This window comes from Streptomyces sp. NPDC026394 (assembly GCF_055567735.1).
In genome coordinates this window covers 16,868-39,495 of sequence record NZ_JBVHPX010000024.1, presented here as the reverse complement: position 1 = coordinate 39,495, position 22,628 = coordinate 16,868, and the positions used below count along the sequence as shown (strand labels likewise).

29 protein-coding genes and 2 pseudogenes are annotated in these 22,628 nt (G+C 72.6%); 14 read left to right on the top strand and 17 right to left on the bottom strand.

The genetic code is table 11. From position 1 onward, the window contains the following. Window positions 1-197: 197 nt before the first annotated feature. A complete protein-coding gene (locus tag ACZ4QV_RS35440; protein WP_361158445.1) occupies window positions 198-593 on the top strand; it encodes a DUF2795 domain-containing protein in 396 nt (131 codons plus the stop codon). A gap of 141 nt (window positions 594-734) precedes the next feature. Next, complete coding sequence (locus ACZ4QV_RS35435; RefSeq protein WP_361158448.1) at window positions 735-1,202, top strand: DUF5709 domain-containing protein; 468 nt, start codon at window positions 735-737, stop codon at window positions 1,200-1,202. A 73-nt stretch (window positions 1,203-1,275) separates the two neighbouring features. Here the strand turns inward: ACZ4QV_RS35435 and ku are convergent, their stop codons facing one another. Further along, on the bottom strand, window positions 1,276-2,304 hold the full coding sequence (gene ku / locus ACZ4QV_RS35430) for a non-homologous end joining protein Ku (RefSeq protein ID WP_467763990.1): 1,029 nt from the start codon (window positions 2,302-2,304) through the stop codon (window positions 1,276-1,278). Between the two features lie 177 nt (window positions 2,305-2,481). Here ku and ACZ4QV_RS35425 point away from each other — a divergent pair, with 177 nt between their 5' ends. From ACZ4QV_RS35425 to ACZ4QV_RS35415, 3 genes are read left to right on the top strand one after another with little or no spacing between them, the layout of a single operon-like run. After that, entirely contained in the window at window positions 2,482-3,366 is an 885-nt protein-coding gene (locus ACZ4QV_RS35425; RefSeq protein ID WP_361158454.1) for an SDR family oxidoreductase, read from the top strand. A 28-nt stretch (window positions 3,367-3,394) separates the two neighbouring features. Then, window positions 3,395-3,514 (top strand): LPFR motif small protein, encoded by a 120-nt coding sequence (locus tag ACZ4QV_RS35420; RefSeq protein ID WP_275126499.1) that lies wholly within the window; start codon window positions 3,395-3,397, stop codon window positions 3,512-3,514. Then, a complete protein-coding gene (locus tag ACZ4QV_RS35415) occupies window positions 3,511-4,551 on the top strand; it encodes an SDR family oxidoreductase (RefSeq protein WP_361639689.1) in 1,041 nt (346 codons plus the stop codon). The genes ACZ4QV_RS35420 and ACZ4QV_RS35415 overlap by 4 nt, the downstream gene beginning before the upstream one ends. 36 nt (window positions 4,552-4,587) lie before the next feature. Here ACZ4QV_RS35415 and ACZ4QV_RS35410 read toward each other — a convergent pair whose 3' ends face one another. Further along, complete coding sequence (locus ACZ4QV_RS35410) at window positions 4,588-5,196, bottom strand: flavodoxin family protein (RefSeq protein WP_361158462.1); 609 nt, start codon at window positions 5,194-5,196, stop codon at window positions 4,588-4,590. A gap of 133 nt (window positions 5,197-5,329) precedes the next feature. Further along, window positions 5,330-5,821, bottom strand: a complete 492-nt coding sequence (locus tag ACZ4QV_RS35405; protein WP_361158466.1) for a DUF6328 family protein — start codon at window positions 5,819-5,821, stop codon at window positions 5,330-5,332. Window positions 5,822-5,958: 137 nt separating this feature from the next. On the opposite strand from ACZ4QV_RS35405, the gene ACZ4QV_RS35400 reads away from it, so the two are divergent. Next, window positions 5,959-6,783, top strand: a complete 825-nt coding sequence (locus ACZ4QV_RS35400) for an acyltransferase (RefSeq protein WP_361639691.1) — start codon at window positions 5,959-5,961, stop codon at window positions 6,781-6,783. A gap of 29 nt (window positions 6,784-6,812) precedes the next feature. Here ACZ4QV_RS35400 and ACZ4QV_RS35395 read toward each other — a convergent pair whose 3' ends face one another. Then, window positions 6,813-7,592 (bottom strand): Mut7-C RNAse domain-containing protein, encoded by a 780-nt coding sequence (locus tag ACZ4QV_RS35395; protein ID WP_361158472.1) that lies wholly within the window; start codon window positions 7,590-7,592, stop codon window positions 6,813-6,815. 278 nt (window positions 7,593-7,870) lie between these two features. Here ACZ4QV_RS35395 and ACZ4QV_RS35390 point away from each other — a divergent pair, with 278 nt between their 5' ends. Then, a complete protein-coding gene (locus ACZ4QV_RS35390; RefSeq protein ID WP_467763989.1) occupies window positions 7,871-8,809 on the top strand; it encodes a DUF3048 domain-containing protein in 939 nt (312 codons plus the stop codon). An 82-nt stretch (window positions 8,810-8,891) separates the two neighbouring features. Here ACZ4QV_RS35390 and ACZ4QV_RS35385 read toward each other — a convergent pair whose 3' ends face one another. The 4 genes and pseudogenes from ACZ4QV_RS35385 to ACZ4QV_RS35370 form a co-directional block, all read right to left on the bottom strand. Beyond that, window positions 8,892-9,719, bottom strand: coding sequence for an ANTAR domain-containing protein (locus tag ACZ4QV_RS35385; RefSeq protein WP_361158475.1), 828 nt, complete (start codon window positions 9,717-9,719; stop codon window positions 8,892-8,894). After that, the gene (locus ACZ4QV_RS35380; protein ID WP_467763988.1) at window positions 9,712-10,143 is read right to left on the bottom strand and encodes a hypothetical protein; all 432 of its coding nucleotides are present in this window, start codon (window positions 10,141-10,143) and stop codon (window positions 9,712-9,714) included. Before ACZ4QV_RS35380 ends, ACZ4QV_RS35385 begins: the two co-directional genes overlap by 8 nt. Before the next feature lie 525 nt (window positions 10,144-10,668). Further along, window positions 10,669-11,874 (bottom strand): annotated as a pseudogene (locus tag ACZ4QV_RS35375) (cytochrome P450). A gap of 53 nt (window positions 11,875-11,927) precedes the next feature. Further along, on the bottom strand, window positions 11,928-12,254 hold the full coding sequence (locus tag ACZ4QV_RS35370) for an STAS domain-containing protein (protein WP_361158481.1): 327 nt from the start codon (window positions 12,252-12,254) through the stop codon (window positions 11,928-11,930). 101 nt (window positions 12,255-12,355) lie between these two features. On the opposite strand from ACZ4QV_RS35370, the gene ACZ4QV_RS35365 reads away from it, so the two are divergent. The 5 genes and pseudogenes from ACZ4QV_RS35365 (at window position 12,356) to ACZ4QV_RS35345 (ending at window position 15,149) form a co-directional block, all read left to right on the top strand. After that, complete coding sequence (locus ACZ4QV_RS35365; protein WP_467763987.1) at window positions 12,356-13,054, top strand: TetR/AcrR family transcriptional regulator; 699 nt, start codon at window positions 12,356-12,358, stop codon at window positions 13,052-13,054. Window positions 13,055-13,097: 43 nt separating this feature from the next. Further along, window positions 13,098-13,664 (top strand): YbaK/EbsC family protein, encoded by a 567-nt coding sequence (locus tag ACZ4QV_RS35360; protein WP_361617701.1) that lies wholly within the window; start codon window positions 13,098-13,100, stop codon window positions 13,662-13,664. 354 nt (window positions 13,665-14,018) lie between these two features. Further along, window positions 14,019-14,249, top strand: a pseudogene (locus ACZ4QV_RS35355) (helix-turn-helix domain-containing protein); the annotation flags it as partial. A 238-nt stretch (window positions 14,250-14,487) separates the two neighbouring features. Further along, window positions 14,488-14,820 (top strand): hypothetical protein, encoded by a 333-nt coding sequence (locus ACZ4QV_RS35350; protein ID WP_361158577.1) that lies wholly within the window; start codon window positions 14,488-14,490, stop codon window positions 14,818-14,820. Beyond that, window positions 14,787-15,149 (top strand): RICIN domain-containing protein, encoded by a 363-nt coding sequence (locus ACZ4QV_RS35345; RefSeq protein ID WP_361158580.1) that lies wholly within the window; start codon window positions 14,787-14,789, stop codon window positions 15,147-15,149. The genes ACZ4QV_RS35350 and ACZ4QV_RS35345 overlap by 34 nt, the downstream gene beginning before the upstream one ends. 65 nt (window positions 15,150-15,214) lie before the next feature. Here the strand turns inward: ACZ4QV_RS35345 and ACZ4QV_RS35340 are convergent, their stop codons facing one another. The 4 genes from ACZ4QV_RS35340 to ACZ4QV_RS35325 are packed head-to-tail and all read right to left on the bottom strand — an operon-like array spanning window position 15,215 to window position 17,689. After that, complete coding sequence (locus ACZ4QV_RS35340) at window positions 15,215-15,691, bottom strand: GNAT family N-acetyltransferase (protein ID WP_361158490.1); 477 nt, start codon at window positions 15,689-15,691, stop codon at window positions 15,215-15,217. Between the two features lie 9 nt (window positions 15,692-15,700). Continuing rightward, window positions 15,701-16,162: an arsenate reductase ArsC gene (locus ACZ4QV_RS35335; RefSeq protein WP_361158493.1), complete on the bottom strand. Its 462-nt coding sequence runs from the start codon at window positions 16,160-16,162 to the stop codon at window positions 15,701-15,703. Continuing rightward, window positions 16,155-17,294, bottom strand: a complete 1,140-nt coding sequence (arsB, locus tag ACZ4QV_RS35330) for an ACR3 family arsenite efflux transporter (RefSeq protein ID WP_361589745.1) — start codon at window positions 17,292-17,294, stop codon at window positions 16,155-16,157. The genes ACZ4QV_RS35335 and arsB overlap by 8 nt, the downstream gene beginning before the upstream one ends. After that, window positions 17,291-17,689, bottom strand: a complete 399-nt coding sequence (locus ACZ4QV_RS35325) for an ArsR/SmtB family transcription factor (RefSeq protein ID WP_361158499.1) — start codon at window positions 17,687-17,689, stop codon at window positions 17,291-17,293. Before ACZ4QV_RS35325 ends, arsB begins: the two co-directional genes overlap by 4 nt. A 78-nt stretch (window positions 17,690-17,767) precedes the next feature. On the opposite strand from ACZ4QV_RS35325, the gene ACZ4QV_RS35320 reads away from it, so the two are divergent. Further along, window positions 17,768-18,142, top strand: coding sequence for an ArsI/CadI family heavy metal resistance metalloenzyme (locus ACZ4QV_RS35320; RefSeq protein ID WP_467763986.1), 375 nt, complete (start codon window positions 17,768-17,770; stop codon window positions 18,140-18,142). A 9-nt stretch (window positions 18,143-18,151) separates the two neighbouring features. On the opposite strand, the gene ACZ4QV_RS35315 is transcribed toward ACZ4QV_RS35320, so the two are convergent. Further along, window positions 18,152-18,559, bottom strand: a complete 408-nt coding sequence (locus ACZ4QV_RS35315) for a CoA-binding protein (RefSeq protein WP_361589749.1) — start codon at window positions 18,557-18,559, stop codon at window positions 18,152-18,154. A 238-nt stretch (window positions 18,560-18,797) separates the two neighbouring features. Between ACZ4QV_RS35315 and ACZ4QV_RS35310 the strand changes: the two genes are divergently transcribed. Continuing rightward, window positions 18,798-19,418, top strand: coding sequence for a YigZ family protein (locus ACZ4QV_RS35310; RefSeq protein ID WP_361617696.1), 621 nt, complete (start codon window positions 18,798-18,800; stop codon window positions 19,416-19,418). 60 nt (window positions 19,419-19,478) lie between these two features. On the opposite strand, the gene ACZ4QV_RS35305 is transcribed toward ACZ4QV_RS35310, so the two are convergent. Genes ACZ4QV_RS35305 through ACZ4QV_RS35290 form a run of 4 tightly spaced genes read right to left on the bottom strand, consistent with a single transcriptional unit; the run spans window position 19,479 to window position 22,553 of the window. After that, a complete protein-coding gene (locus tag ACZ4QV_RS35305; RefSeq protein WP_361617693.1) occupies window positions 19,479-20,639 on the bottom strand; it encodes a serine hydrolase domain-containing protein in 1,161 nt (386 codons plus the stop codon). Beyond that, the gene (locus tag ACZ4QV_RS35300) at window positions 20,636-21,571 is read right to left on the bottom strand and encodes a DUF6895 family protein (protein WP_361589756.1); all 936 of its coding nucleotides are present in this window, start codon (window positions 21,569-21,571) and stop codon (window positions 20,636-20,638) included. Before ACZ4QV_RS35300 ends, ACZ4QV_RS35305 begins: the two co-directional genes overlap by 4 nt. Next, window positions 21,568-22,368: a hypothetical protein gene (locus ACZ4QV_RS35295; RefSeq protein WP_361158511.1), complete on the bottom strand. Its 801-nt coding sequence runs from the start codon at window positions 22,366-22,368 to the stop codon at window positions 21,568-21,570. Before ACZ4QV_RS35295 ends, ACZ4QV_RS35300 begins: the two co-directional genes overlap by 4 nt. After that, the gene (locus ACZ4QV_RS35290) at window positions 22,365-22,553 is read right to left on the bottom strand and encodes a hypothetical protein (RefSeq protein WP_241268980.1); all 189 of its coding nucleotides are present in this window, start codon (window positions 22,551-22,553) and stop codon (window positions 22,365-22,367) included. The genes ACZ4QV_RS35295 and ACZ4QV_RS35290 overlap by 4 nt, the downstream gene beginning before the upstream one ends. Window positions 22,554-22,628 lie beyond the last annotated feature (75 nt).

Genomic DNA, 22,628 nt, shown 5'->3' with positions numbered 1-22,628 from the left:
GCGCGTTCGCGCCGGGACCGGCCGCCGGGGCGCTGGTCGCCGGAGGGCCGGCCGTTCCCGCGTTCCCTCGTTCGCTCTCGGCTTCGGGCTGTTTCGCGAAAGGGCCAACGGGCACTCCGTACCGCATGGCACGGGAGGGCTGAGACGTGCGGGGCGGGAACGGAAAGACATCGGTGAGTCCTGGAGGCAGAGAAGCAATGGATCACGGTACGAACAAGGCCGGCCCGGCCCGGGACGACATGATGAAGAAAGAACTCCAGGGCGAATTGAAGGCCGACCGCGCACTGCGCGCCGAAGAGGACCACGAACTGGAGCCCTCGGGAGAGGACCAGCCCGGGGTGAGCCGGACGGCCGGTGGCACGGCGCCGGGCAGCGTTCCGGACGGTATGACGCCGGAGGCCGTGGAAATCCGTACCGAAATGGCCCAGCACCTGCGCCGGAGTCTGTATCCGGCCGACCGCGACACCATCATCAGCACGCTGCGGGAGAACAACGCCCCGGACCGTCTGGTCGCACTGGCGCAGCGCCTTCCGGAGAACGAGCGGTACGAGAACGCACAGCGCATCGTGGAATCACTGGGGCTCAGCAGGTAGCGGCGCACCGCGACCGCAGGAGAACCCGAACGACCGTCACCGACGGTCACCGACGTCGCCGGAGAACGCCTGGCACGGCGGGCCGTGAGAAAGGGCCTGCCGCGGGCAGGAGACCGGCACCGCGCTGGAAAGAGAGCTGTCATGTCCGATGAAGCGATGGGCGACGAGGTGTATCAGCCGTCCGCGTCCGACAACCAGGGAACGTCCGACGAACTCGACATGGAAGACGCTCTCGACGAGCCGGACTACGACGACATGCTGGACCAGGGCTACTCGCCCCCCGAAAAGCCGCTGGCCGTGAATCAGAGCGGTACCACCGCCAACGAGCAGCGCGAGGGCGAGAGCCTCGACGAACGGCTCGCCAAGGAGGTACCGGACGTCGAACCGCCGGACGGCGACGGCATCGGCGACCAGCCGGACGCCGAGGGCGAACCGGTGGACCGCCAGGTCGGCGACGAGCGCGCCGGCCGGATGACCGGCACCGACGAGGGCGACGCGCTGCGGCTGCGCAACGACGAGATCGGCCGTGATGTGGGAATCGACGGTGGCGCGGCGTCGGCTGAGGAGGCCGCGGTGCACATCGTCGACGATCCCGACCTCTCGCGTTGACAGTACCGACCTCGCGGGCCGAGGGCTTGCCCACGGCCCGCAGCGGAGGCGGCCGCGCTTGACGCGCCGCAGGTCAGGATGCCTTCGCGTGGCTCCGGCCGTCGCCGCTGCCGGAGAGGGCTTCGACAAGATCGGCACGTGTCATCGAGGACCGGCCCTGGAGGCCGGCCTCGGTGGCGCGTTCGTACAGTTCGGCCTTGCTGAGCCGTGACAGCTCGGCGGTGGATTTCCGGCCGCTGTTCCCGCCCTGCCGGGAACGGTGTCCGCCGGTACGGCGCTTCGCCGGCTCCTTTCTCCCCTTTCCCTTCCGCTGTTGCGCCGCCGAGCCCCTGGCCGTGTCCACACTGGCCTGCAAAGCGCTCATCAGATCCACGACATTCGTGGACGCCGGCGCCTCCTGGGCCTTCTCCACCGTTTCGCCCTTGCGCTTGGCCTCGATGAGCCGGCGCACCTGTTCCTGGTAGGTGTCGTGGTATTCCTCGGGACGCCATGCGGTACTCAGGGCCTCGACGAGCTGCACCGCGGTCTTCAGTTCCCGGTCCGGGATCTTCGTCCGGCCGGGCAGGTCAGCGATCTCGTCGCGTGGGTCACGGATCTCGTCCGCCCAGTGCAGGGTGTGCAGGACCAGGATGTCGCCCTCCGCCTGCACCGCCACCAGATAGGCGCGGTTGCGCATGACGAAGGTGGCGATGCCGGCCTTGTGGGACTCCTTCAGGGCCTGGTGCAGCAAGGCATAGACCTTGCCGTAGTCCTTGCCGCGTGGACCGAGGTAGTAGGTGGTGTCGAAATACACCGGGTCCACCTCGTCGAGGTCGACGAAACCGCTGATCTCGACCGCCTTGGACCGGCCGGGCGCGATGTCGTCCAATTCCTCGGGCTCGACCAGCACGTACGCGTCACCCGCGTCGACCCCTTTGACGATGTCCTCGGCGGGTACCTCTTTGCCGGTGCGTTCATTGACCCGCTTGTTGCGGATCCGGTCGGACGTTCCGCGCTGGATCTGGTGGAAATGCACGGTGTGGCTCTCCGTCGCCGCGTACATCCGCACCGGCAGATTGACCAGCCCGAAGGACAGGGACCCGCTCCAAATGGCTCGTGCCATGGCCTGCACCACCTCCGAAAACCATCGCACGCCGGATACCGGCCCGCCGCATCCCGGCGGCGGCACACGGATCGAACCGGAGCGGTACACGGGCCGGGAAGGACGGAAAGTCGGCACGTGTTCGCGACGGCAGGGCGGGTACCGGCGTAGACACATCAGCACGTGGAGGTATCGACCATGACCGGGAACGACCAGCGGAATCCGGTGGACGAGCACCCGAAGCCGGAATTCCCCCAGCAGGACCAGCCGCATCCCGGCGCGACGGACGACATGACGCCGCGGCCCGACCACGGTGAGACGTCGTACGAAGGTGCCGGGCGGCTGCGGGACCGCCGCACGCTGATCACCGGCGGTGACTCGGGCATCGGACGCGCGGTCGCGCTCGCCTTCGCCCGTGAAGGGGCGGACGTCGCCTTCACATATCTGGAGGAAGAGGAGAAGGACGCGAAGGAAACCGTCCGGCTGGTCGAGGAAGCGGGGCAGCGGGCGCTGGCGGTGTCGTGCGACATCCGTACGGAGGAGCAGTGCCGCGCGCTGGTGGACCAGGTGGTGCGGGAATTCGGCCGTATCGACGTCCTGGTCAACAACGCGGCTTACCAGATGGCGCAGCCCGAGGGAATCGAGGGCATTTCCACGGAGCAGTTCGACCGGGTGCTGCGCACCAATGTCTACGGCATGTTCTGGCTCTCCAAGATGTCGCTGCCGCACATTCCCGAGGGCGGCAGCATCATCAACACGACGTCCGTACAGGCGTACCAGCCGAGCCCGCAGTTGCTCGACTACGCGACCACCAAGGGCGCCATCGTCACCTTCACCCACGCGCTGGCCGGCGACCTCGCCGAGCGCGGCATCCGCGTCAACGCGGTGGCCCCGGGGCCGGTGTGGACCCCGCTCATCCCCGCGACGCTGCCGGACACCACCGGATTCGGCAAGCAGAGCCCGCTGGGGCGGGCGGCACAGCCCGTGGAGATGGCCCCCGCCTATGTCTTCCTCGCGTCCCAGCAGGCCAGTTACATCACTTCGGAGATCGTCAACGCGACCGGCGGCACCCCGCTGCCGTGATCGCGGTCGTCCGACCAGGGAGGTTCCCATGCTCAGCGCCATCGCCGACGTGTTCCGCGCCATCGGGAGCACGCTCGCCTCCGTCGTCACCCTGCCCTTCCGCGCCCTCGCCCGCCTCTTCGGCGGCGCCTCGCGCGGTGCCCGGTGAGCCGTCGGCACCGGCCCGGACCGCGGACCGTCGTCATCACCGGCGCCAGCGCCGGCATCGGCCGCGCGACCGCCCGGCTCTTCGCCGCGCAGGGCGCCAACGTCGCCCTGGTCGCCCGCGGCCGCACCGGACTCGACGCGGCGGCGGCCGAGGTCGAGGAGCGGGGCGGCCGGGCGCTGGTGCTGCCCGCCGACGTGGCCGACGCGGACCAGGTCGAAGCGGCGGCCCAGGCGGCGGAGGACGCCTTCGGGCCGATCGACGTATGGGTCAACGACGCCTTCAGTACGGTGTTCGCGCCGTTCACGGAGGTCGACGCGGAGGAGTACCGGCGCGCCACCGAGGTGACGTACCTGGGGTTCGTCAACGGCACACGGGCCGCGCTGCGGCGGATGCTGCCGCGGGACGCGGGCGCGATCGTGCAGGTCGGCTCCGCCCTCGGCTTCCGCTCCGTACCCCTTCAGTCGGTGTACTGCGGCGCCAAGCACGCCATCAACGGCTTCACGTCCAGCGTCCGCACCGAACTGCTGCACCAGGGCAGCCGGGTCGCGGTCACCGTCGTCCAGATGCCGGCCGTCAACACGCCGCAGTTCGACTGGGTGCTGTCCCGGCTGCCGAAGACTCCCCGACCGGTCGCGCCGGTCTACCAGCCGGAGGTCGCCGCCCGTGCCGTGCTGCACGCGGCGGACCATCCCCGGCGCAAGCAGTACTACGTCGGCCTTTCCACGGTGGCGGCCGTCCTGGGCAACCGGGTCGCGCCCGCGCTCCTGGACCGCTATCTCGCCCGTACGGGGTACGCCTCGCAGCAGACGGAGCAGCAGGCGGAAGCCCACCGGCCGCAGAACCTGTGGCAGCCGGCGGACGGATCTGACGGTGTCGACCACGGCGCACACGGTGTCTTCGACGACACCTCCCACCCGCGCTCGCCCCAGGCGGCCCTCGCGCGGCACCCCGTACTCGTGGCGGCCGCCTCGGCCGCGGCGGGAGCGGCGGTGGGCGCCGTACTGGGGCCCCTACGACGCAGCAGGCGCGGCAATTAGCGCACAGCAGGGGCCGCCGGCCCGCCGGCCGGTCTCTCAGGAGGACGACGGCGGGTAGGCGTACTGGCGGAGCAGCCGCACCAGGTGCACGGCGTTCACCGCCAGCGTGCGCGTCGTGGCAGCCACGTTCTTCGGCCGTTCGTCCAAGTCCTGGTAGTCCGTGCCGTGCTGCGCCTCGCCCACCCAGTACGTGACGGCGTTGGGCGCGAGGGAGACGCCGAGGTCGTTGAGGCCCTGGAACAGGTCGGCGCTCACCTTGTGCGCGCCGTCCTCGTTGCCGACGACGGCCACGGCGCCGACCTTGCCGTACATCAGCTGCCGCCCCTGCTCGTCCGTCTCGGCGATGTCGGCGTTCATCCGCTCCAGCACCCGCTGGCACAGGCTGGACGGGTGACCGAGCCAGATCGGGGTGGCCAGCAGCACGATGTCGGCCGCCAGCAGCTTCTCGCGCAAGCCCGGCCACGCGTCGCCGTCGCCCATGTCGGTGGCGACGCCGGGGCGGATGTCGTGGTCGGCGACGCGTACCGACTCGCACTGCACCCCGAGGTCGCCCAGTTCGGCCAGCACCTGGTCCGCCAGAAGCTGGCTGCTGGAGTCGGTGGGGGACGGGTTCAGGGTGCAGACGAACGCCAGGGCGCGGATCATGGCAGCTCCTCGGGGGATCGACAGGGTGGGAACACACCGTGGTGCTCCGGTCACCTGTGGTGTGGACCGTACCCCGGGTGCCCGCGCCCCGCCGTTCGACACGGAGCGGAGGTACGGCGCCGCACGGCGGCGTTCACCTGTCGCGCGCGTACCGGCGCCGTGCCCATGCGGGCAGCGCGAACCAGCACAGCAGGAACCACGCGACCAGACCCGAGACGATCCACGGGACGGCGCTGTCGTGCAGCGCGATGCGCAGGATGAGCAGGAACGCCGAGATGATCGTGGCGAGCAGCAGCACGATGCCGACGATGGTCAGCCGGGACGCCCAGGTGACCGTCTGCGCCTTCAGGTGCAGCCCGGTGACGAGCCGGTGGAAAGCGACCGGCCCGATGAGGGCGCCGTTGGCGGCCGCGCCCAGGCACAGCGTCACCACGTAGATCGCCTTGTCGGCCGGTTCGAGGGAGGCGAAGCGGGGGGTGAAGACGACGGTGAGCAGGAAGCCGAAGAGGATCTGCACGCCGGTCTGGGCCACCCGGACCTCTTGCAGCAGCTCGTTCCACCGCCGGTCGGCCCGTTCCTCGGCGGACTCCCGACGGCCGTCGACAGCCTGCGCGGCCGGTTCCATGTCCCAACGATAGGCGGGCCGCCGGGCACTGTCCCGTCGGCGCCCGGGGCCCGGCCGGACGACGCCCGGCGGGGGTGGGGTGAAGATCACAGGGGACGGCGGGGCGGTCGGCGCACCGGCCTGAGTACGGTGAGCGGGTGCCGAAGAAGAACGTGTTCTCATCCGTGGCGGCCTGGCGCCGCCGGACGGTGTCCCGCGCGGTGCACCGCGGAGCGCGCTGGGTACGGGAGGCGGGCGCCGTCACCGCCGAGCGCCCGGGACCGTACCGGTTCCGCCGGCTGGGGGCGGGCGCCCGGCTGGCCTTCCCGCAGGGCACCGTCTTCGGCGACCCGTGGATCGAGATCGGCGACCACTGCATCATCGCCCAGGACGTGACGCTGACCGCCGGGATGATGCCCGACCTCGACCTCGGCGCCGACCCGATCCTCACCCTCGGCAACGGCGTCGTCCTGGGCCGCGGCAGCCATGTGATCGCCGACGTCCGGCTGACCATCGGCGACGACTGCTTCTTCGGCCCCGGCGTGTACGTCACGACCACCAACCACAGCTACGACGACCCGGAACTGCCGGTCGGCAAGCAGTGGCCGCGCAGCGAGCCCGTCTCGATCGGCCCGGGCGGCTGGGTGGGGACCGGGGCGGTGATACTGCCGGGCGCCCGGCTGGGCCGCAACGTGGTGGTCGCGGCCGGGGCGGTCGTACGGGGCGAGGTGCCGGACCACGCGGTGGTGGCCGGGGCGCCCGCCAAGGTGGTCCGCTCCTGGGACCCGGAGGCGGGGTGGCAGCCGCCGCTGCGCACTCCGGCGCCGGTGCCGGTGCCCGAGGGGGTGACGTCCAGGGAACTGATGGCCCTGGCCGCGCTGGAGGCGGGGGCGGACGGCGCGCCGCCGGTGGAGCCGGGGCACGGCACGCTGGTAGCCGGGCGCGGCACGGCGGTGCCGGGGGCGGCCGCCGACGCTTCCTGAGGGCGTGGGGGCGGCTCGCGTCCCCTGTCTCACCCCTGCGCGGCAGAGCCGTCCCGGGGCGCGGCGGTACCGGTCGCGGCCGCGGCGCCGCCGAACTCACGTACCGCCGCGTCGACGACGGCCTCCAGGCGCGCGTGGTGCGCGCCGTGCCAGTACACCCGGTCGCAGACGGTGCACTGGGCGAACACGTCGTACGTACGCCGCGTACCGCCCTCCAGCCGCTCCTCGACGGTCCCCTTCGCCGCCTCCTTCAGCAGACCGTTGCAGGCGGTGCAGCGGGTCCACGGCGCGAGCTCCGGCGCGAAGCGGCCCAGCACGTCGCGCAGTTGTTCGTCGGGGCGGTCGCTGTAGACGTACGCCCCCGCCCAGTTCTCACGCCGTCGCAGCAGGCCCCGGTCCCGGGACAGCAGCACCCGCCGCTCGGCGGCAGACCGCGCGGCCAGGGCCGGGTCGCCGATGTCCTCGCTCTCGTACGCCGCGTCCACACCCAGCAGCCGCAGCCGCCGCGCGAGGGTCCCCAGGTGCACGTCGAGCAGGAACCGCAGCGGCGCGCCCGGCACCTCCTGCGGCCGTCCGACCGCGCACACCTCGACCGACTCACCGTCGCGCGGGACGTGGGACACCGGCACCTCCTGCCCGTCCACGAGCAGGCGGCCCACCTCGGTGAGCGGGACACCGAGCGATTCCACGACGTGTCCGAGGGTGGAGGTCCCGTCGGTGCGCAGGGCGGTACGGCCCTGGCGCCGGCCGGCGGGGACGAAGAGCCGCAGCTCGGGGGCGACGGTGCAGTGGATCTCGGGTCGGTTCACGCCGTCAGGATGCCACCACGCCGCGGCGCGGTGCGTACCGGGCCGCCCGGGGCCTCCGGGACCGCAATGGGCCTCGGCGACCCGGCACCGCGCCGAGGCCCCTGGCCGCCTGCGCCCTCTCGCCACACGGCCGTTCCTGTGGTGTTCTCGACGGACGGGGCGCCACTGACGGGAGGACGGCGGTGCGAGCGAGGAAGCGTACGGGGCCGACGGGAAGACGTACGGCGCTGGCGGGTAGACGTACGGCGCTGACGGGACAACGCAAGGCGCCGGCGGGAGTGGCGCTGGTGTGTCTCCTGCTGGCAGGCGTGTCGAGCGGCTGCCAGCAGGGCGGGGCGTCCGACGGGCGTTCGCCGTTCACGGGGAAGGCGGCGCGGGCCGCCCCGGTGCTCGCCGTGAAGATCGACAACGTACGTGCCGCGCGCCCTCAGACGGGCCTCGACGCCGCCGACATCGTCTACGTGGAACGGGTCGAGTCGGGGCTGTCGCGGCTGCTGGCCGTCTACTCCTCCCGGCTGCCGCAGGCCGTCGGTCCCGTACGCAGCGCCCGCGAGTCGGATCTGGAACTGCTGCGCCAGTTCGGCCGCCCCGCCTTCGCCTACTCCGGCACGCAGGCGAAGCTGGAGCCCGTCGTCGAGGCGGCCCCGTTGTACCCGCAGCCTCCGGGGAAGACCGCCGAAGCGTATTTCCGGGGCCGTGACCGCGCGGCGCCGCACAACCTCTACCTGCGCCCCGAACGCGCCCTCAAGGCGGCTTCCGGCGCGAGCACCGTCCAGGACATCGGCTTCCGTTTCGGCGCCGCGCCGTCGGGCGGACGCAACACCGCCTCGTACACCGCCCGTTACCCGGCCGCCCGCTTCTCCTTCGACTGGTCTGCGGAGCGGCGCGGCTGGCTGGTGTCGATGGACGGCGCCCCGGCCGAGACCGCCTCCGGGCAGCGGCTCGTGGCCCCCACCGTCGTCGTCCAGGGCGTACGGATCCGTCCCTCGCGCTACCACGACCGCTGGGGCGCCTACTCCCCGTACACCGAGTCCACCGGTTCCGGGCCGGCGCGGGTGCTGCGGGACGGCAAGGCGTACGAGGCCCACTGGTCGCGGCCGACCCCCGACAGCGGCACGGACTTCACCACGGCGTCTGGCAGACCGCTCAACTTCGCGGCGGGCCAGGTGTGGGTGGTGTACGTACCGGAGGAGGCGGTGAGCGGCGGAACCGGATAGGGCGGCCGCTTGCCCGTACGGACACGCGCTCCGGTACGGACACGAGGCTGCGATGCGGACGCGCGTCCCGGCACGGGCCGGATCACCGCGGCCGGTCGTCCGGGGCCGGTGGGGGCCACGGCCCCTGGGGCTCTTCGGTGAGGGCGCGGGCGAGGTCGGGCAGGGGGGAGTGGTGCCGGAGGGCCTGGGCGGTCAGCGCCTCGAAGGCGGCCTCCGGGGACAGGCCGAGACGCTGGGCGAGGATGCCCTTGGCCTGCTCGGTGGCGACACGGGCGGTGAGGTCCCGCCGCAGATGCTCGGCCCGCAGTCGCCGGGCCCAGAACAGCAGCAGGCCGATGGTGGCCGCGTGGGCCAGTTTCCGCGCACGTTCCTGCTGGTGCGGGGGCAGGAGCCCGGTGGTGCGGCGGTAGAGGTTGACGGCGCCGACGGAGTGTTCGAGATGGCGCATCGGCTGGGCCCACATGGCCTGGTAGCCCGCGGCCAGCACCCGCGGCGCGAGGCCGGGCCAGCGTGCGCCCGCCACGGTGAAGTCCGCGACGCCGCACGAGCGGCCGGTGAACAGGGCCTCGACGCACGGGCCCCGCCCGGTGCCGGCCTCGTACAGCTCCACCTCGCGGAGGGCCTCGTCGGAGCTCGCGGCCACGTCGACGCGGCTCCCGGCGGGCCGGACACCCGTCTCGGCGACCGGGGCACCGGGGGCGGCCGGATCCAGGAGCATGACGCCGGCGGCGTCGACGGGCAGCAGGTCGACACAGTACGTGACCAGACGCCGGGTGAGCATGGCGGGTGTGGTTCCGGCGCGGATGTCGGTCAGGTCCGCGAGGGCCGCGCCGAGAGCCCGTGCCTTCTCCCCGGACGAAGGGTCGCCGGACGGGACGTCGCCGGAGGGAGGACCGATGAGGTCAGGCATCGAAGCGCTCCTGGGAAGGGTCGTGCGGGGGGCCGCGTCGGCGGCGTCCGGGCGGGAGGCCGGACGGATCACCGGAGCCCTGACCGGCCGGCGCCGCGCGCGGTTCCGTACCGGAAGGGCCGCCGGTCATGCCGATCGTCCCGCCCCGCAGCCGCATCGCCCTCCGCACCGCGCGGAACCCGGCGTCCTGGGCCGCGGGGGCGGAGGGCGGCCACCAGGTGTGCGTGGGTGCCAAGTCGGGGCACTGCGGGCCGCGGCCGGTGTGGAAGGAGACCACGCACGGACCTTCGGGACGGCTCCGCCGCGAGACGCGGGTCAGGGTGTCGAGGATGCCGGGGATGCCGGCGCGGGCGCGCGGGGGGCCGCCGGCCAGGTCCGCCAGACGGTGGCGGAACCGGCATGTGTTCGCCTCGGAGCCTTCCACGGTGTCCCCTTGTCCGGCACGAAGTACTGCGTCACGGAGCAGTTCAGGCCCAACGCCCAGTCAAGCAGGCTCCGTTGGCCGGGGCATCGACGTCGGAGCAACGCCGCATCAACGCGGCCGACACCATCGGTCCACCGTTGCCGTCATGCTCCGAACCGCCGCGGGCGACGCCTGAGGGCTTCACCGTGGCGGACGCGCCCGACGCCCGGCAGGTACGGGCCCACGGTGGGCCGATCGGGGCCGCGAACTCTCGGCCGCCGGCGTCCGTACACCGAGCATCACGACCGTACGCGGCTTCGGTCACCGGCTCGACATCACGGCGCAGGACTCCTGAACGGCGCCCTGGACGAGGTGGGACGCGCGTGACACCCGATACCGTCCGGTTCCCGACCCGCACAGGTCCGGCGGCCCCGGCCCGCCCACCACTGCCGCTCCCGCCTACCGCGCCCTGCTGGAACGGCACGGTGACGAGGTGACGGTCGGCTTCACCGGCCGCGCCGGGCCGGCCGCCGCCGACGCGTTCCGTCACACCTCGACCAGCAGGTCGCGCAGCCACCGGATCACGAAGTTCGGCTTGCGTTCCGGGACGGCGGCCAGCCGTAGCGACGGAGCCCTGCGCTGCAACGCCGTGAGCGAGGCGGGCCAGGGGAGCGCCGATGCAGTAGTGGATGCCGGTGCTGAAGGAGATGTGCGGATTGTCCTTGCGGGTGAGGTCCAGCTCGTCCGGCCGGGCGAAGACCGCCGGATCGCGGTTGGCCGACCCGAAGAGCAGCGCCACTTCGCTGCCGCGCGGGACGACCGTGCCGTCGATCTCGATGTCGTCCAGCACCCAGCACCCAGCGCTCGAAGAGCCGAAGCGGCGTGTTGTAGCGCAGCAGTTCCCCCACGGCCGTGGGCAGCGGCCCGGCCGGGTCCGCGCGCAGGGCCGCGAGCTGCGCCGGGTGGCGGAAGAGCGCCTACCAGTCGTTGGCCGTGGCGTTGACGTTCGCCTCGTGACCGGCGTTCAGCAGCAGGGCGCAGGTGGAGACCATCTCCTGCTCGATGAGCGACTCGCCCTCGTCGTACGCGGCGATCAGCCCGGAGACGAGGTCGTCCCCCGGCACCGCCCGCCGGGCGGCGATCAACGTGCGCAGGTAGTCGGAGAACTCACGGGAAGCGGCGCCCGCCCTGCCGTACCGGCGGACGGGTTCAGCTCGTACATGCCGCAGATCGCGGCCGACCACGGCCGCAGCAGATGCCGGTCCGCTTCCGGCACACCGAGCATCTCGGCGATCACCGCGACCGGCAGCGGTTCCGCGACCCGCGCCGCGAGGTCTCCGCCGCCGTCCGCGACCAGGTCCCGGACCAGCCGGTCCGCCAAGCCCTCGACGAACGGCCGGAGCCGCTCGACGTACAGGGCGTGAACGCCTTAGCGACCAGGCGGCGGATACGGGTGTGGGCGGGCGCCTCCAGGTCGAGCATCCCGTTGTCGTTGAGGACGTGGAACGGCTCGTGCTCCGGCGGCGGTGCGGTGCGCCCGAACTCCTCGTGGGTGAAGCGGTGCCGGGAGGTACGGCCCAGTCGGCGGTCGCGGAGCAGGGCCGAGACGTCCGTATGGTGCGGGACGAGCCACTGGTCGGAGGGTGCGAAGTGCCGCACCCGGCCGCGGGCCCGCAGCTCGGCGTAGGCGGGGTACGGGTCGGCGACGGAATCCGGCGACCAGGGATCGAAGACTGCCCGGGCTCCTGCCATGCGCGGACGCCAGCCGCCGGCGCCCGTCGTGGCCACCCCGGCCGTACGGTGTGTCAGGAGCGGCGGGCGACTTCCCGCAGCCGGCTCGGCTGGCTGCCCCAGTTACGGGTGCGGGCCAGGATGTGGCGCCGGTGGCCGAAGGCGTGCAGGCGCTCCACGAAGTGCAGACCCGCCGAGTCCATGAAGGTGACCTCCGCGATGTCCAGGGTGACACTGCTGGTCATGGACGGCAGACCGGCCAGAGCCTGGTCGAGCAGGCGTACGGAAACGCAGTCGATCTCTCCTCTCGGGCTGAGCACGGCCCGATCGCCGTGCAGACGGGTGCGGACCGTCAAGATGTTCAGGAAGTCCGGGCCAGACAGTTCTGTCTCAGGGGCCATGCCTTTACCGTGTCAGGGTCGGACGAGCCTGTCCACAATCATCACCACGTTGTCAGGGGGACACGATGGCTCCAGGGGACGCGACGGCCGTCGGATCGACGGTGCCGGCAGTCCGTCCGCCCGCCCAGGCGCGTGAGCGCATCCTGGAGACGGCCTACGAGCTGTTCTCCCGGCGCGGGATCCGCGCGGTCGGCGTCGACGAGGTGATCGCCCGCTCCCGTGTGGCCAAGGCCACGCTCTACCGCAACTTCCCCTCCAAGGACACTCTGGTGCTGGCGTTCCTCGAACGCCGTGAGGAGCGCTGGACCCGCGGCTACGTGGAGGCCGGGGCACGGCGGCTGGGCGCGGACCCGGAGGAGCGGCTCCTCGCCGTCTTCGACGTGTTCGACGAGTGGTTCCGCCGGCCCGACTTCGACGCCTGCACCTTCATCAACGTCCTGCTGGAGATGGGCTGGGAGCACCCGCTGGGGAAGGCGAGCATCGTCCACCTGGAGAACATCCGCGCCATCGTGCGGTCCCTGGCCGAGGAGGCCGGGCTCCGGGACACCGAGAACTTCGCCCGGTCCTGGCACATCCTCATGAAGGGGGCGATCATCTCGGCGGCCGAGGGGGACACCGAGGCCGCCCGGCGGGCCCAGGACATGGCCCGTACGCTCATCGAACGGCACCGGCCGGCCGCGGGTGACGGCGTCCCGGCCGCCGGTGACGACGTCCCGGCCGCTTGCGACGACGACCCGGCGGCTTGTGAAGACGACGGCACCGCGCACCCCGGCGCCGGCCCGCCCCCGCCCGCCCGCTGAGACGGCACGCCGTATGGTCCGGCCGGACTGTTAGCTTGGCGCCATGCCCGAGCCCATGGACGCCTTCGACGACGTACGCCCTGCCCTCGACTGTCTGGACCTGCTGCCCGGCCCGGTCGCCGCCGCGATCCGCGGCTGGCGGGGGACCGTGCCCGTCGAACAGTTCCACTACGTGGACACCGACCCCGCGATCGCGGACACCGCTGTCCTGGTCGAGCAGCACGGCCCCTGGCTCCTGGAGCAGTCGGCGAACTGCGTCGTCGTGGCGGGCAAGCGCGGCGGCGCCGTCACGCTCGCCGCCTGCGTGGTCCTCTCGCACACCCGGGTCGATGTGAACGGAGCCGTACGGCGCGAGTTGGGCGCCCGCAAGGCGTCCTTCGCCCCCATGGACACCGCGGTCGGCGAGAGCGGCATGGAGTACGGCGGCATCACCCCGATCGGGCTCCCCGAAAGCTGGCCGCTGCTCCTGGACGCGGCCGTGGCGGACACCCCGTACGTGCTGATCGGCAGCGGCAGCCGGCGCGGCAAGCTCGTCGTGCCGGGCAAGGCCCTGGCCGAACTGCCTGGTGCGACCGTTCTTGACGGGCTGGGGACGGTGCCGGGGGAGTAGGGCGACTGCTCGCTGTCCGAAAATGTCACCTGGGGCGGGGTGCGGTCGGGGCGATCGGTGCCGCGTCCGGAGGGGACGGTGGCTGAGTGTCGGCTGTCCGGCGTCGCTTGCGGTCTGTCCGGAGCGTCCCGGTGTCCGGGGCGTCCGAGTGTACGGGGCGTCCGGGTGTCCGGGGCGTCCGAGGGGGCGTTGTCGCGGGTCCGGGCTGGTCGGCGCGCTGTCCGGAAGATTCCGGGTGCGTCCGGTTTGAGTCCGGTCGCGGTCCGGATTCTGCCCTGTTGCTGTCCGGAAGTGCGCAGCCTTGGCGGAATCTCCTGTAGCCGTACGGGAGGCGTCACCCCGATCATTCGCGCCATGGACACCAGGGGGAACACGGACCCGGCCGAGGCCCGTGACGTGGCCGAATTTCTCGCGATGCTGCGGGAACTGAAGGAGCGCCGGGGGCTGACGTACCGGCAGTTCGAACAGCGCGCCGCCGAACAGGGCGAAGTGCTGGCCCGCAGCACTCTCGCGGACGTCCTGAGCGGCAGACGTCTGCCCCGCCCGGAAATCCTGTCCGTCTTCGTACGCGCCTGCGGCGAGAGCGGCGACCGGGCCACGGCTTGGCGGCGACGCCCGCGCGGGTGTCGCCGCCAAGGCCCGCACGGCGAAAACGGAACCCGCCCCGGTGGAGTCGGCCGCGACGGAACAGACGCCGCCCCGTGCCGCTGCGGCGCCCGAGGACGCCGCAGCGTCCGCACCCACAATCGGAACCGACGCCCGGCCCTCGCCGCCGTCCCACCCCACCAGGACCCGCAGCACCCGGCGCGCGCCTCTCCTGATCGTGTCGGCGATCGCTCTCGCCCTGGCCACCGCCGCCTGGATGGCGACCTCCGGCACCCCGACCTCCGGCAACCCGCCCTCCGATCCGGCTCCGCAGCCCGAAGCCCCGTCCCGGAACGCCGCGGTGCCCGCCGGCTGGATACGGATCCGCCCGGCCGCGGCTCCCACCCTGTGCGTGACCGACGGCCGCGTCCAGGACGGCCGGTACGCCTCCCTCGTGGCGGTGCAGCGGCCGTGCGGGGGCGTCGCGCCGCAGCGCACCGAACTCGAACCGGTGGGTACGGACACCTACCGCATCGCGTGGGTACACCCCAGCGCGGAAGGGGCTGCCTGAAGGCCCTGTCGGGCGGAACGGCGGACGGCCTGCTCGAACCGTGGGAGTCCTGCGCCCAGGCCAGCAGCTTCCGTATCGAGCCCGCGCCTGCCTCCGCCCCCGACTCCGCGCCTGCCTTCGCCCCCGGCCCCGTTCCTGGCTCCGGCTCCGAACCGTTCGGAACGGCCCGGCAGGCGAACGGTGGGAAGACCGCCCGCTACATCTTCCGCGCCGACGGCGGGCAGTGCCTCGGCGTGCGCGGCGCCCGGACGGCCACCGGGGCCGAGGTGACCCTGCAACGGTGCACCGGACGCGAGAGCCAGACCTTCCTCGTCGACCCCGCGCCCTGACCCCGACCTATCCTGACCCGGCCCACCCGGAACCCGACGGAACTCACCCTCGTCCGTCGGCCCGCTCACCCCCGGGAACGCACATCCAGGGACAGCGGCGTGGAGTGCTCCGCGAATCCAAGGCTCCGGTAGAGCCGTTCGGCGTCGGGCGTGGCGTGCAGATCCACCCGCGAGACACCCCGCTCAGCGAAACACTCCAGCAGCGCCTCGGTCGTGGCCCTCGCGTAACCGCGCCCCTGGTACGCCGGATCGGTGCAGACGGTGAACACGAACCCGAACAGTCCCGAAGGATGCCCCGGAGCCGGCAGCCGCTCCTCGACCCGCCCCACCGCACACGCCGCCAGCCCGGCGCCGTCACCGGCCTCCACGACGAACCCGACAAGAGACGGCACCTCTTCCGAAAGCTGTCGCCGCGCACTCTCGATCGCGTTCCGCTCCCACGCCCCGCCCTCGTCCCGTCCGTTCATGGCCCGGAACATCAACCGGCGCAACCGGACGATCTCTTCGGCGTCCGCGGGCCCCGCAGCACGTATCGCGATCATGCCCGGACGCTAACCCATGCGCGGCGCGTCGGGCACCGGGTCCCTGGCGGCCTCGACGCCGAGTTCGCCGAGCAGAGCGCGCACGCGCTGCTCGATGGTGTCGCGGAGGGGGCGGACGGCGGTGATGCCTTGTCCGGCGGGGTCGTCGAGCTGCCAGTCGCGGTACTGCTTGCCGGGGAAGTACGGGCAGGCGTCGCCGCAGCCCATGGTGATCACGATGTCGGAGCGGTCCACCGCCTCGGTGGTGAGCAGCTTCGGCGTCTCGGCGGAGAGGTCGATGCCGACCTCGTGCATGGCTTCGACGACAGCGGGATGAACGGCGTCGGCGGGGGCGGAGCCCGCGGAGCGGACCTCGACACGGTCGGCACCGAGGTGGGTGAGGAAGGCGGCGGCCATCTGGGAGCGCCCGGCGTTGTGGACGCAGACGAACAGTACGGACGGCCTGTCCGCCGGGCCGCGGGTGTCAGGCACGGGTCGATCCTTCCGTGACGGTGGCTGATTCGGCCTTCGGGAGAGGGGCGGATGCGGCCGCGGGGAAGTAACGGCGGGCGGCGAGGGCGACGTGGACCAGGCCGATCAGGACGGGCACTTCGATGAGGGGGCCGACGACGCCGGCGAGGGCCTGGCCGCTGGTGGCGCCGAAGGTGGCGATGGCGACCGCGATGGCCAGTTCGAAGTTGTTGCCCGCCGCGGTGAAGGCGAGGGTGGTGGCGCGCGGGTAGTCCAGTCCGGCCGCGCGGCCCAGGGCCATGGACCCGGCCCACATGAGGGCGAAGTACACCAGCAGCGGCAGGGCGATGCGGGCGACGTCCAGGGGCTGGGAGGTGATGGCGTCGCCCTGGAGGGCGAAGAGCACCACGATGGTGAACAGCAGCCCGTACAGGGCGAACGGTCCGATCCGGGGGATCAGCTTCGTCTCGTACCAGACGCGGCCCTTGGCCCGTTCGCCCAGGCGGCGGGTGAGGAATCCGGCGGCGAGCGGGATGCCGAGGAATATCAGCACGGAGCGGGCGATCTCCCACACCGACACGTCCAGCGCGGTCTGTTCCAGGCCGAGCCAGCCGGGCAGGACGGACAGATAGAACCAGCCCAGCAGGCTGAACGCCAGGACCTGGAAGACGGAGTTGAGGGCGACCAGGACGGCGGCGGCCTCGCGGTCGCCGCAGGCCAGGTCGTTCCAGATGATGACCATGGCGATGCAGCGGGCCAGCCCGACGATGATCAGACCGGTGCGGTACGCGGGCAGGTCCGGCAGGAAGAGCCAGGCCAGGGCGAACATCAGGGCCGGGCCGACCAGCCAGTTCAGCACCAGGGAGGGGACGAGCAGGCGGCGGTCGCGGGTGACCGTACCCAGGCGGTCGTAGCGGACCTTGGCCAGCACCGGGTACATCATCACCAGCAGCCCCAGCGCGATGGGCAGCGAGACCCCGGTGACGGTGATCTTCGCCAGTACGTCCCCCAGGCCGGGTACGAGGCGGCCCAGACCGAGGCCGGCGGCCATCGCGGCGATGATCCACATTGCCAGCCAGCGGTCGGTGAACGACAGTCGGGCCGCCACCGGTGCCGTGTCGGCGGCGGGGGTGGGGGCGGCGGGGGCGCTCATGCGTCGGTCCGGCAGGCGGAGACGGGCAGCGGGGCGCCGGCGGGGCGGGTGAGGATGCCCGCGAGGCGGTCGGTCATCTCCGGTACGAGCCAGTAGTGGACCCAGGTGCCCCGGCGTTCGCAGTCGATCAGCCCGGCCTGCCGCAGCAGCTTCAGGTGGTGGGAGATCGTCGGCTGGGACAGGTCGAAGGCCGGGATCAGGTCGCAGACGCACACCTCGCCACCGGCACGGGAGGCGATCAGCGACAGCAGCCGCAGCCGCACCGGGTCTCCCAGCGCCTTGAACACCTTCGCCAGCTCCACCGCCTGGTCCTCGTCCAGTGGCGTGGTCAGCAGGTCAGGGCAGCACACCGTGAGGCCGTCCTCGCCGAGCAGCCCGAGCTCTTGATTCGACATGCTTCTATATTGACGAACTTCGATTCGAGGCGCAACCTTGTATCGACATACATCGATCCAGTCTCTTGGGAGTCCGTGATGCCGCGTGTCCAGCTCGCCCTGCGCGTCCCCGACCTGGAGGCGTCCGTCGCCTTCTACACCAAGCTCTTCGGCACCGAACCGGCCAAGCGCCGCCCCGGCTACGCCAACTTCGCCATCGCCGAGCCGCCGCTGAAACTCGTACTCCTCGAAGGCCGGGAAGCCGACGAGACCCGGCTCGACCACCTCGGCATCGAAGTCGGGAGCACCGGCCAGGTCACCGCCGCCACCACCCGCCTCAAGGACGCGGGCCTGGCCACCTTCGAGGAGAACGACACCACCTGCTGCTACGCCCTCCAGGACAAGGTCTGGGTGACCGGCCCCGGCAAGGAGCCCTGGGAGGTCTACGTGGTCAAGGCGGACGCCGGCTCGTGACCCCCGGGCTCAGCCCAGCCTGGGTATTTCGATGGCGGGGCAGCGGTCCATCACCATGTCCAGACCGGCGGACCTGACCTTGTCGTACGCCGCTTCGTCGATCACGCCGAGCTGGAACCAGACTGCCTTGGCGCCGATTCCGACCGCTTCGTCGGCGATACCGCCCGCGGCGTCGCTGTTGACGAAGACGTCCACGACATCGACGGAGAACGGGACGGCGGCCAGGCTCGGGTAGCCCTGCTCGCCGTGGACCGCTTCGGCTTTCGGGTGGACCGGGACGACGCGCTTGCCGTAGCGCTGGAGGACGCCGGCGACGCCGTACGCGGCGCGGTTCCGGTTGGTGGACAGGCCCACGACGGCCCAGGTGTCGCCCGAATCCCGAAGAATCCTGCGGATCGTCGCCGGATCGCCGTACACAACTGCCTCCCGTGGTTCGGGCCGGGGCCCGTCGGATGCGACCGCGTGCCGGCGGCCGTCTGGTGTCGAGAACGTGTACGCGGGGGGTGAAGATTCCCGTGCGCTCAGCATTCCCAGCGTTCCCAGCGATCTCAGCGGGCGCCGGTCGCCGATGTGTGCGCGGTTCCGCCTGAGTGCCGCAGGACGGGGCGCGTACGGGGATGCGCCGGGCGCTACCGGCGGCGCATAGGGTGGCCTGATGCAGGAGCAGTACCGGACTCTCGCGCGCGAGGGTGTTCACGAGATCGAGATCAACAAGTCCCGCTTCATCTGCGCGCTCGCCCCCGTGGCGACCGAGACCGAGGCCCAGGACTTCATCGCGCGTATCCGCAAGGAGCACCCCACGGCGCGGCACAACTGCTTCGCGTACGTCCTGGGGGCCGACGGCGGGGTGCAGAAGGCGAGCGACGACGGCGAACCGGGCGGGACCGCGGGTGTGCCGATGCTGCAGATGCTGGTGCGCCGCGAGGTCAGGTACGTCGTCGCCGTCGTCACCCGCTACTTCGGCGGCATCAAGCTCGGGGCGGGCGGTTTGATCCGCGCGTACGGGGGCGTCGTGGGGGAGGCCCTGGACACCCTCGGTACGGTCACCCGGCAGCGCTTCCGTCTGGTCACGGTCACCGTCGACCACCAGCGCGCGGGGCGGGTGGAGAACGACCTGCGGACCACGGGCCGGGCGGTGCGCGAGGTGACGTACGGGTCCGACGTACGTATCGAGGTCGGGCTGCCGGAGTCCGACCTGGACGCCTTCCGTGCCTGGCTGGCCGATGCGACGGCGGGTACGGCGGGTCTGGAGCTGGGTGGCGAGGCGTACGGGTAGAGCCCGGGGCCGGGTCGGGAGACAGGCCGGGATCAGGCCGGGACCGGACCAGGGTCAGGGTCAGGCCGGGGTGCGGAGCAGGTCCGACACGGTGTCGTAAGCCCGCTGGACGAACGGGGCGCGCAGGCCCGGCGCGCAGTTGGCCAGGGCGACCAGCGCGGTGTCGTGCCGAGGACTGAAGGCGACGAAGGCCGTGCAGCCGCGGGTGCCGCCCGAGTGGTGGTAGAGGCCGGAGCCGTCGGCCCGGAGGCGGATGTTCCAGACCAGGGCGAGCTGGGACGTGGTGCGGGGGAGGACTAGGCGGGGGCGGGTGACGTCCTCCAGGGCGGTGCGCAAAGGCGCCGAGAGGACACCGGGGAAGGCCGCGCTCCCCGGACCGAGGATGCCGGTGACGCCCACGCCCGTGACGTCCGTGACCTCCGCGTTCCCCGGGCTGATCAGCGCCTCGGCGACCGTCAGCAGGTCGCGGGCGCTGGAGCGGACGGCGCCGGCGCCGGGCAGGCCAGGAATGTCGAACGGCGGCCGAGGGCGGCCGTGGCCGTAGCCGGTGACCTGCGTGCCGCCGGGAGGCGGGTCGGCGATGGCGCTCGTGTCGTGCAGGCCGAGGGGCCGCAGGACCCGGGCCGCGAGCAGGTGCTCGTACGGGAGCCCGCCGGCCGCCCCGCACAGGGCGTGCCCCAGGAGGCCGACACCGAAGTTGGAGTACCGCACGCGGGTGCCCGGCCGGGCCCGCAACCGGGTACGGGCCAGGGCACGCAGCACGTCCGCGCGCGTGAAGTCCGCGTAGGGGTTGGTCGGGAGACGGCGGATACCGGAGCGCAGCAGCCCCGGAGGCAGGCGGGGCAGGCCCGAGGTGTGGGTGGCCAGGTGGGTGAGGGTGATGTCCGTACCGCGTACGGGGACGCGCGTACCCGCGGGCAGATGGCGGGCGGCCGGATCGTGGTGGCCGACCTCGCCCCGGGCGGCCTGCTCGGCGAGGAGCAGCGCGGTGAACGTCTTGCTGAGCGAACCGACTTCGAAGCGGGTGGACGGCTCCACCGGCACCCCGTCCTCGCGGGCGGTGCTGCCCCGGACGAGGAAGGACCGCTGCCCCCGCCGGTACAGGCCGACGGCGACGGCACTCGCGCCCGGGGCGGCCGACAGCAGCGCTTCCGGCAGCTCCCGCGGCAGCCCCTCGGGCAGGCCGGGCGCTGCCGCGGCCGGTGCCCCCGGCGGGGTCATGGGCCGGGCTGCCCCGCGCCGCCCAGCGCCCGGGTGAGGGCGACGGTGCCCGCGACGACGGCCACGACGGTGGGGTGCTGGTGGGCGTCGAAGAGTTCGGCCGGGTCGCCCTCGACGGGCTGGTCGTCGCGGGGCACCAGCCCGTCCTCGCGCTGCAGGCCGACCAGCCGCTGCCAGTCGTCGGTCTCCGTCCAGGGCTCCGGCAGGCAGGCGCCGACGATCATCAGCTCGGCCATCAGGTCCCACTGACCGCATTCCGCCCAGATATCGGTCCAGACCGGGAGCCACCGGGTGAGGTACTCCGCCAGCTCGGCGGGGAGGCGGTCGGGCAGACGGCCCCAGTCGGTGAGGTGGAAAGCGACGTGGGTGACGCCGTAGCCGGTCAGCCAGTCGATGTGCCAGGGTTCGGGCGTGGCGCCGAGCCAGGTCGCCCGGGTCAGCGTGGCCCAGTCGTAGGCTGCCGGGCCGTGGTCGAGGCCGATGACGCGCGCGGAGTTGGCGACCGCGAGCCGTCGGTTCGGTACATGTTCCACGGCGTGCGTCGAGCGCAGCGTGACCGTGTGGGCGGCCAGTCGCTCGAACTGCGGGTGGCGGTAGCCGCCGCGGACGAAGTGTGCGTAGGTCTCCATCGGGTCGGTCTTGAGCGGGTGCCGCAGCAGCCGCTCGTACAGCAGCGCACCGTTGTCCACCTGCTGCCAGCAGAACTCCAGCAGCTCGCGGGCCAGGGCGAGTTCCGCCGTTCCGGCGACGCCGCTGCGCAGGACCAGGGAGGCGGCGAGCGCCGATTCGCCCAGGCCTTTGTACGTGTCGGCGTCGTCGACGAGGTCCGCGCGGGGGCAGTCGGAGAGCTTGCCGTGCTCGCGGTGGGCGTGCAGCCAGGCCAGGGCCCGGGAGCTGATGGTGTGCGCGGTCTGTGCCGCGGCCGGTCTCACAGGTCCTCCAGGCCGAGCAGCCGGCGGGCGACTGCGGTGTCCAGCGCGGGGCGATCGCCGCCGCCGAGCAGCCCGATGTGTTCGGTCAGGGGCGCCGGGTCGAGCGGCAGTGCGACCCCGTCGGCGCGGAGCCAGGCCAGCCAGCGGGTGATCCGGGCGGCGGTGGGGTGGTCGCGCCGCAGGGTGGCGCGGGTGGCACCGCGGGCCAGGCCCAGGGCTCCCGCCCGGGCGGCGTCGTGCACCGGTCCGTCCAGTCCCGGCAGGGCCAGTGAGGCCAGCTTCCCCATGCGTACGGACCAGGAGACCCAGCCCTCCTGTGCGCCGCCGTCCGCGTCCGTGGTCGGCGGCAGATTGCGGGGCGTGGCATCGTCGCACCGTGGAGGGCCCTGGGGGAGGGGCGCTGTGCGTACCGGCGCATCGGCGGGGTCGAGGCGGGCCTGCACGGCGGCGAGGCCCCAGTCGATCCAGGCCATGATCCACGCTTCCTCGGTGCCCGCGGGAGGTGCCGGAGGCGGCGTCTCGTCGGGTGGCAGGGCACTGAGTGCCAGGCCGATGGCGGCCGTATCGCCCGCGGGAGGGGGCTGGCCGGTCAGTACGTACGGTGCGAGGACGTCCGCCCCCAGAATGCGGACGGCGCCCAGCGCCACCGCCGGGTCGCCTCCGGCCTCCGCCGCCGCGGCCTCCACATGGATCGCGGCCACGGCGGCGCCCCCGGTGCCCCGGAGGGCATCGAGGGCGCGACGGGCCAACTGGTCGGCCGATTCGCTGTGGGCGGTCCGTGAACGCTCGGAGATCACCGGCGCTTCGTTTCCTTCGGCTCCTTGGGCGAGATCAGGAGGCCCAGGAGCAGAACTCCCCATGCGGCGCCGTGCGGTGCGGGGACCGGTGCGTCGCTCAGCGGGGCTTCGGGCTGGGTCGCCACCCACCCCAGTGCTTCCTTGTCGAGTGTGAGGCCAGTGGGCTGGAGGGTCTGGGCAAGCATCATTCGCTCCCTCGAAGAGACGTCATCACCAAGATCGGTGATGCCCCCGATGCCACCTCCCAAAGTACTCCTAAA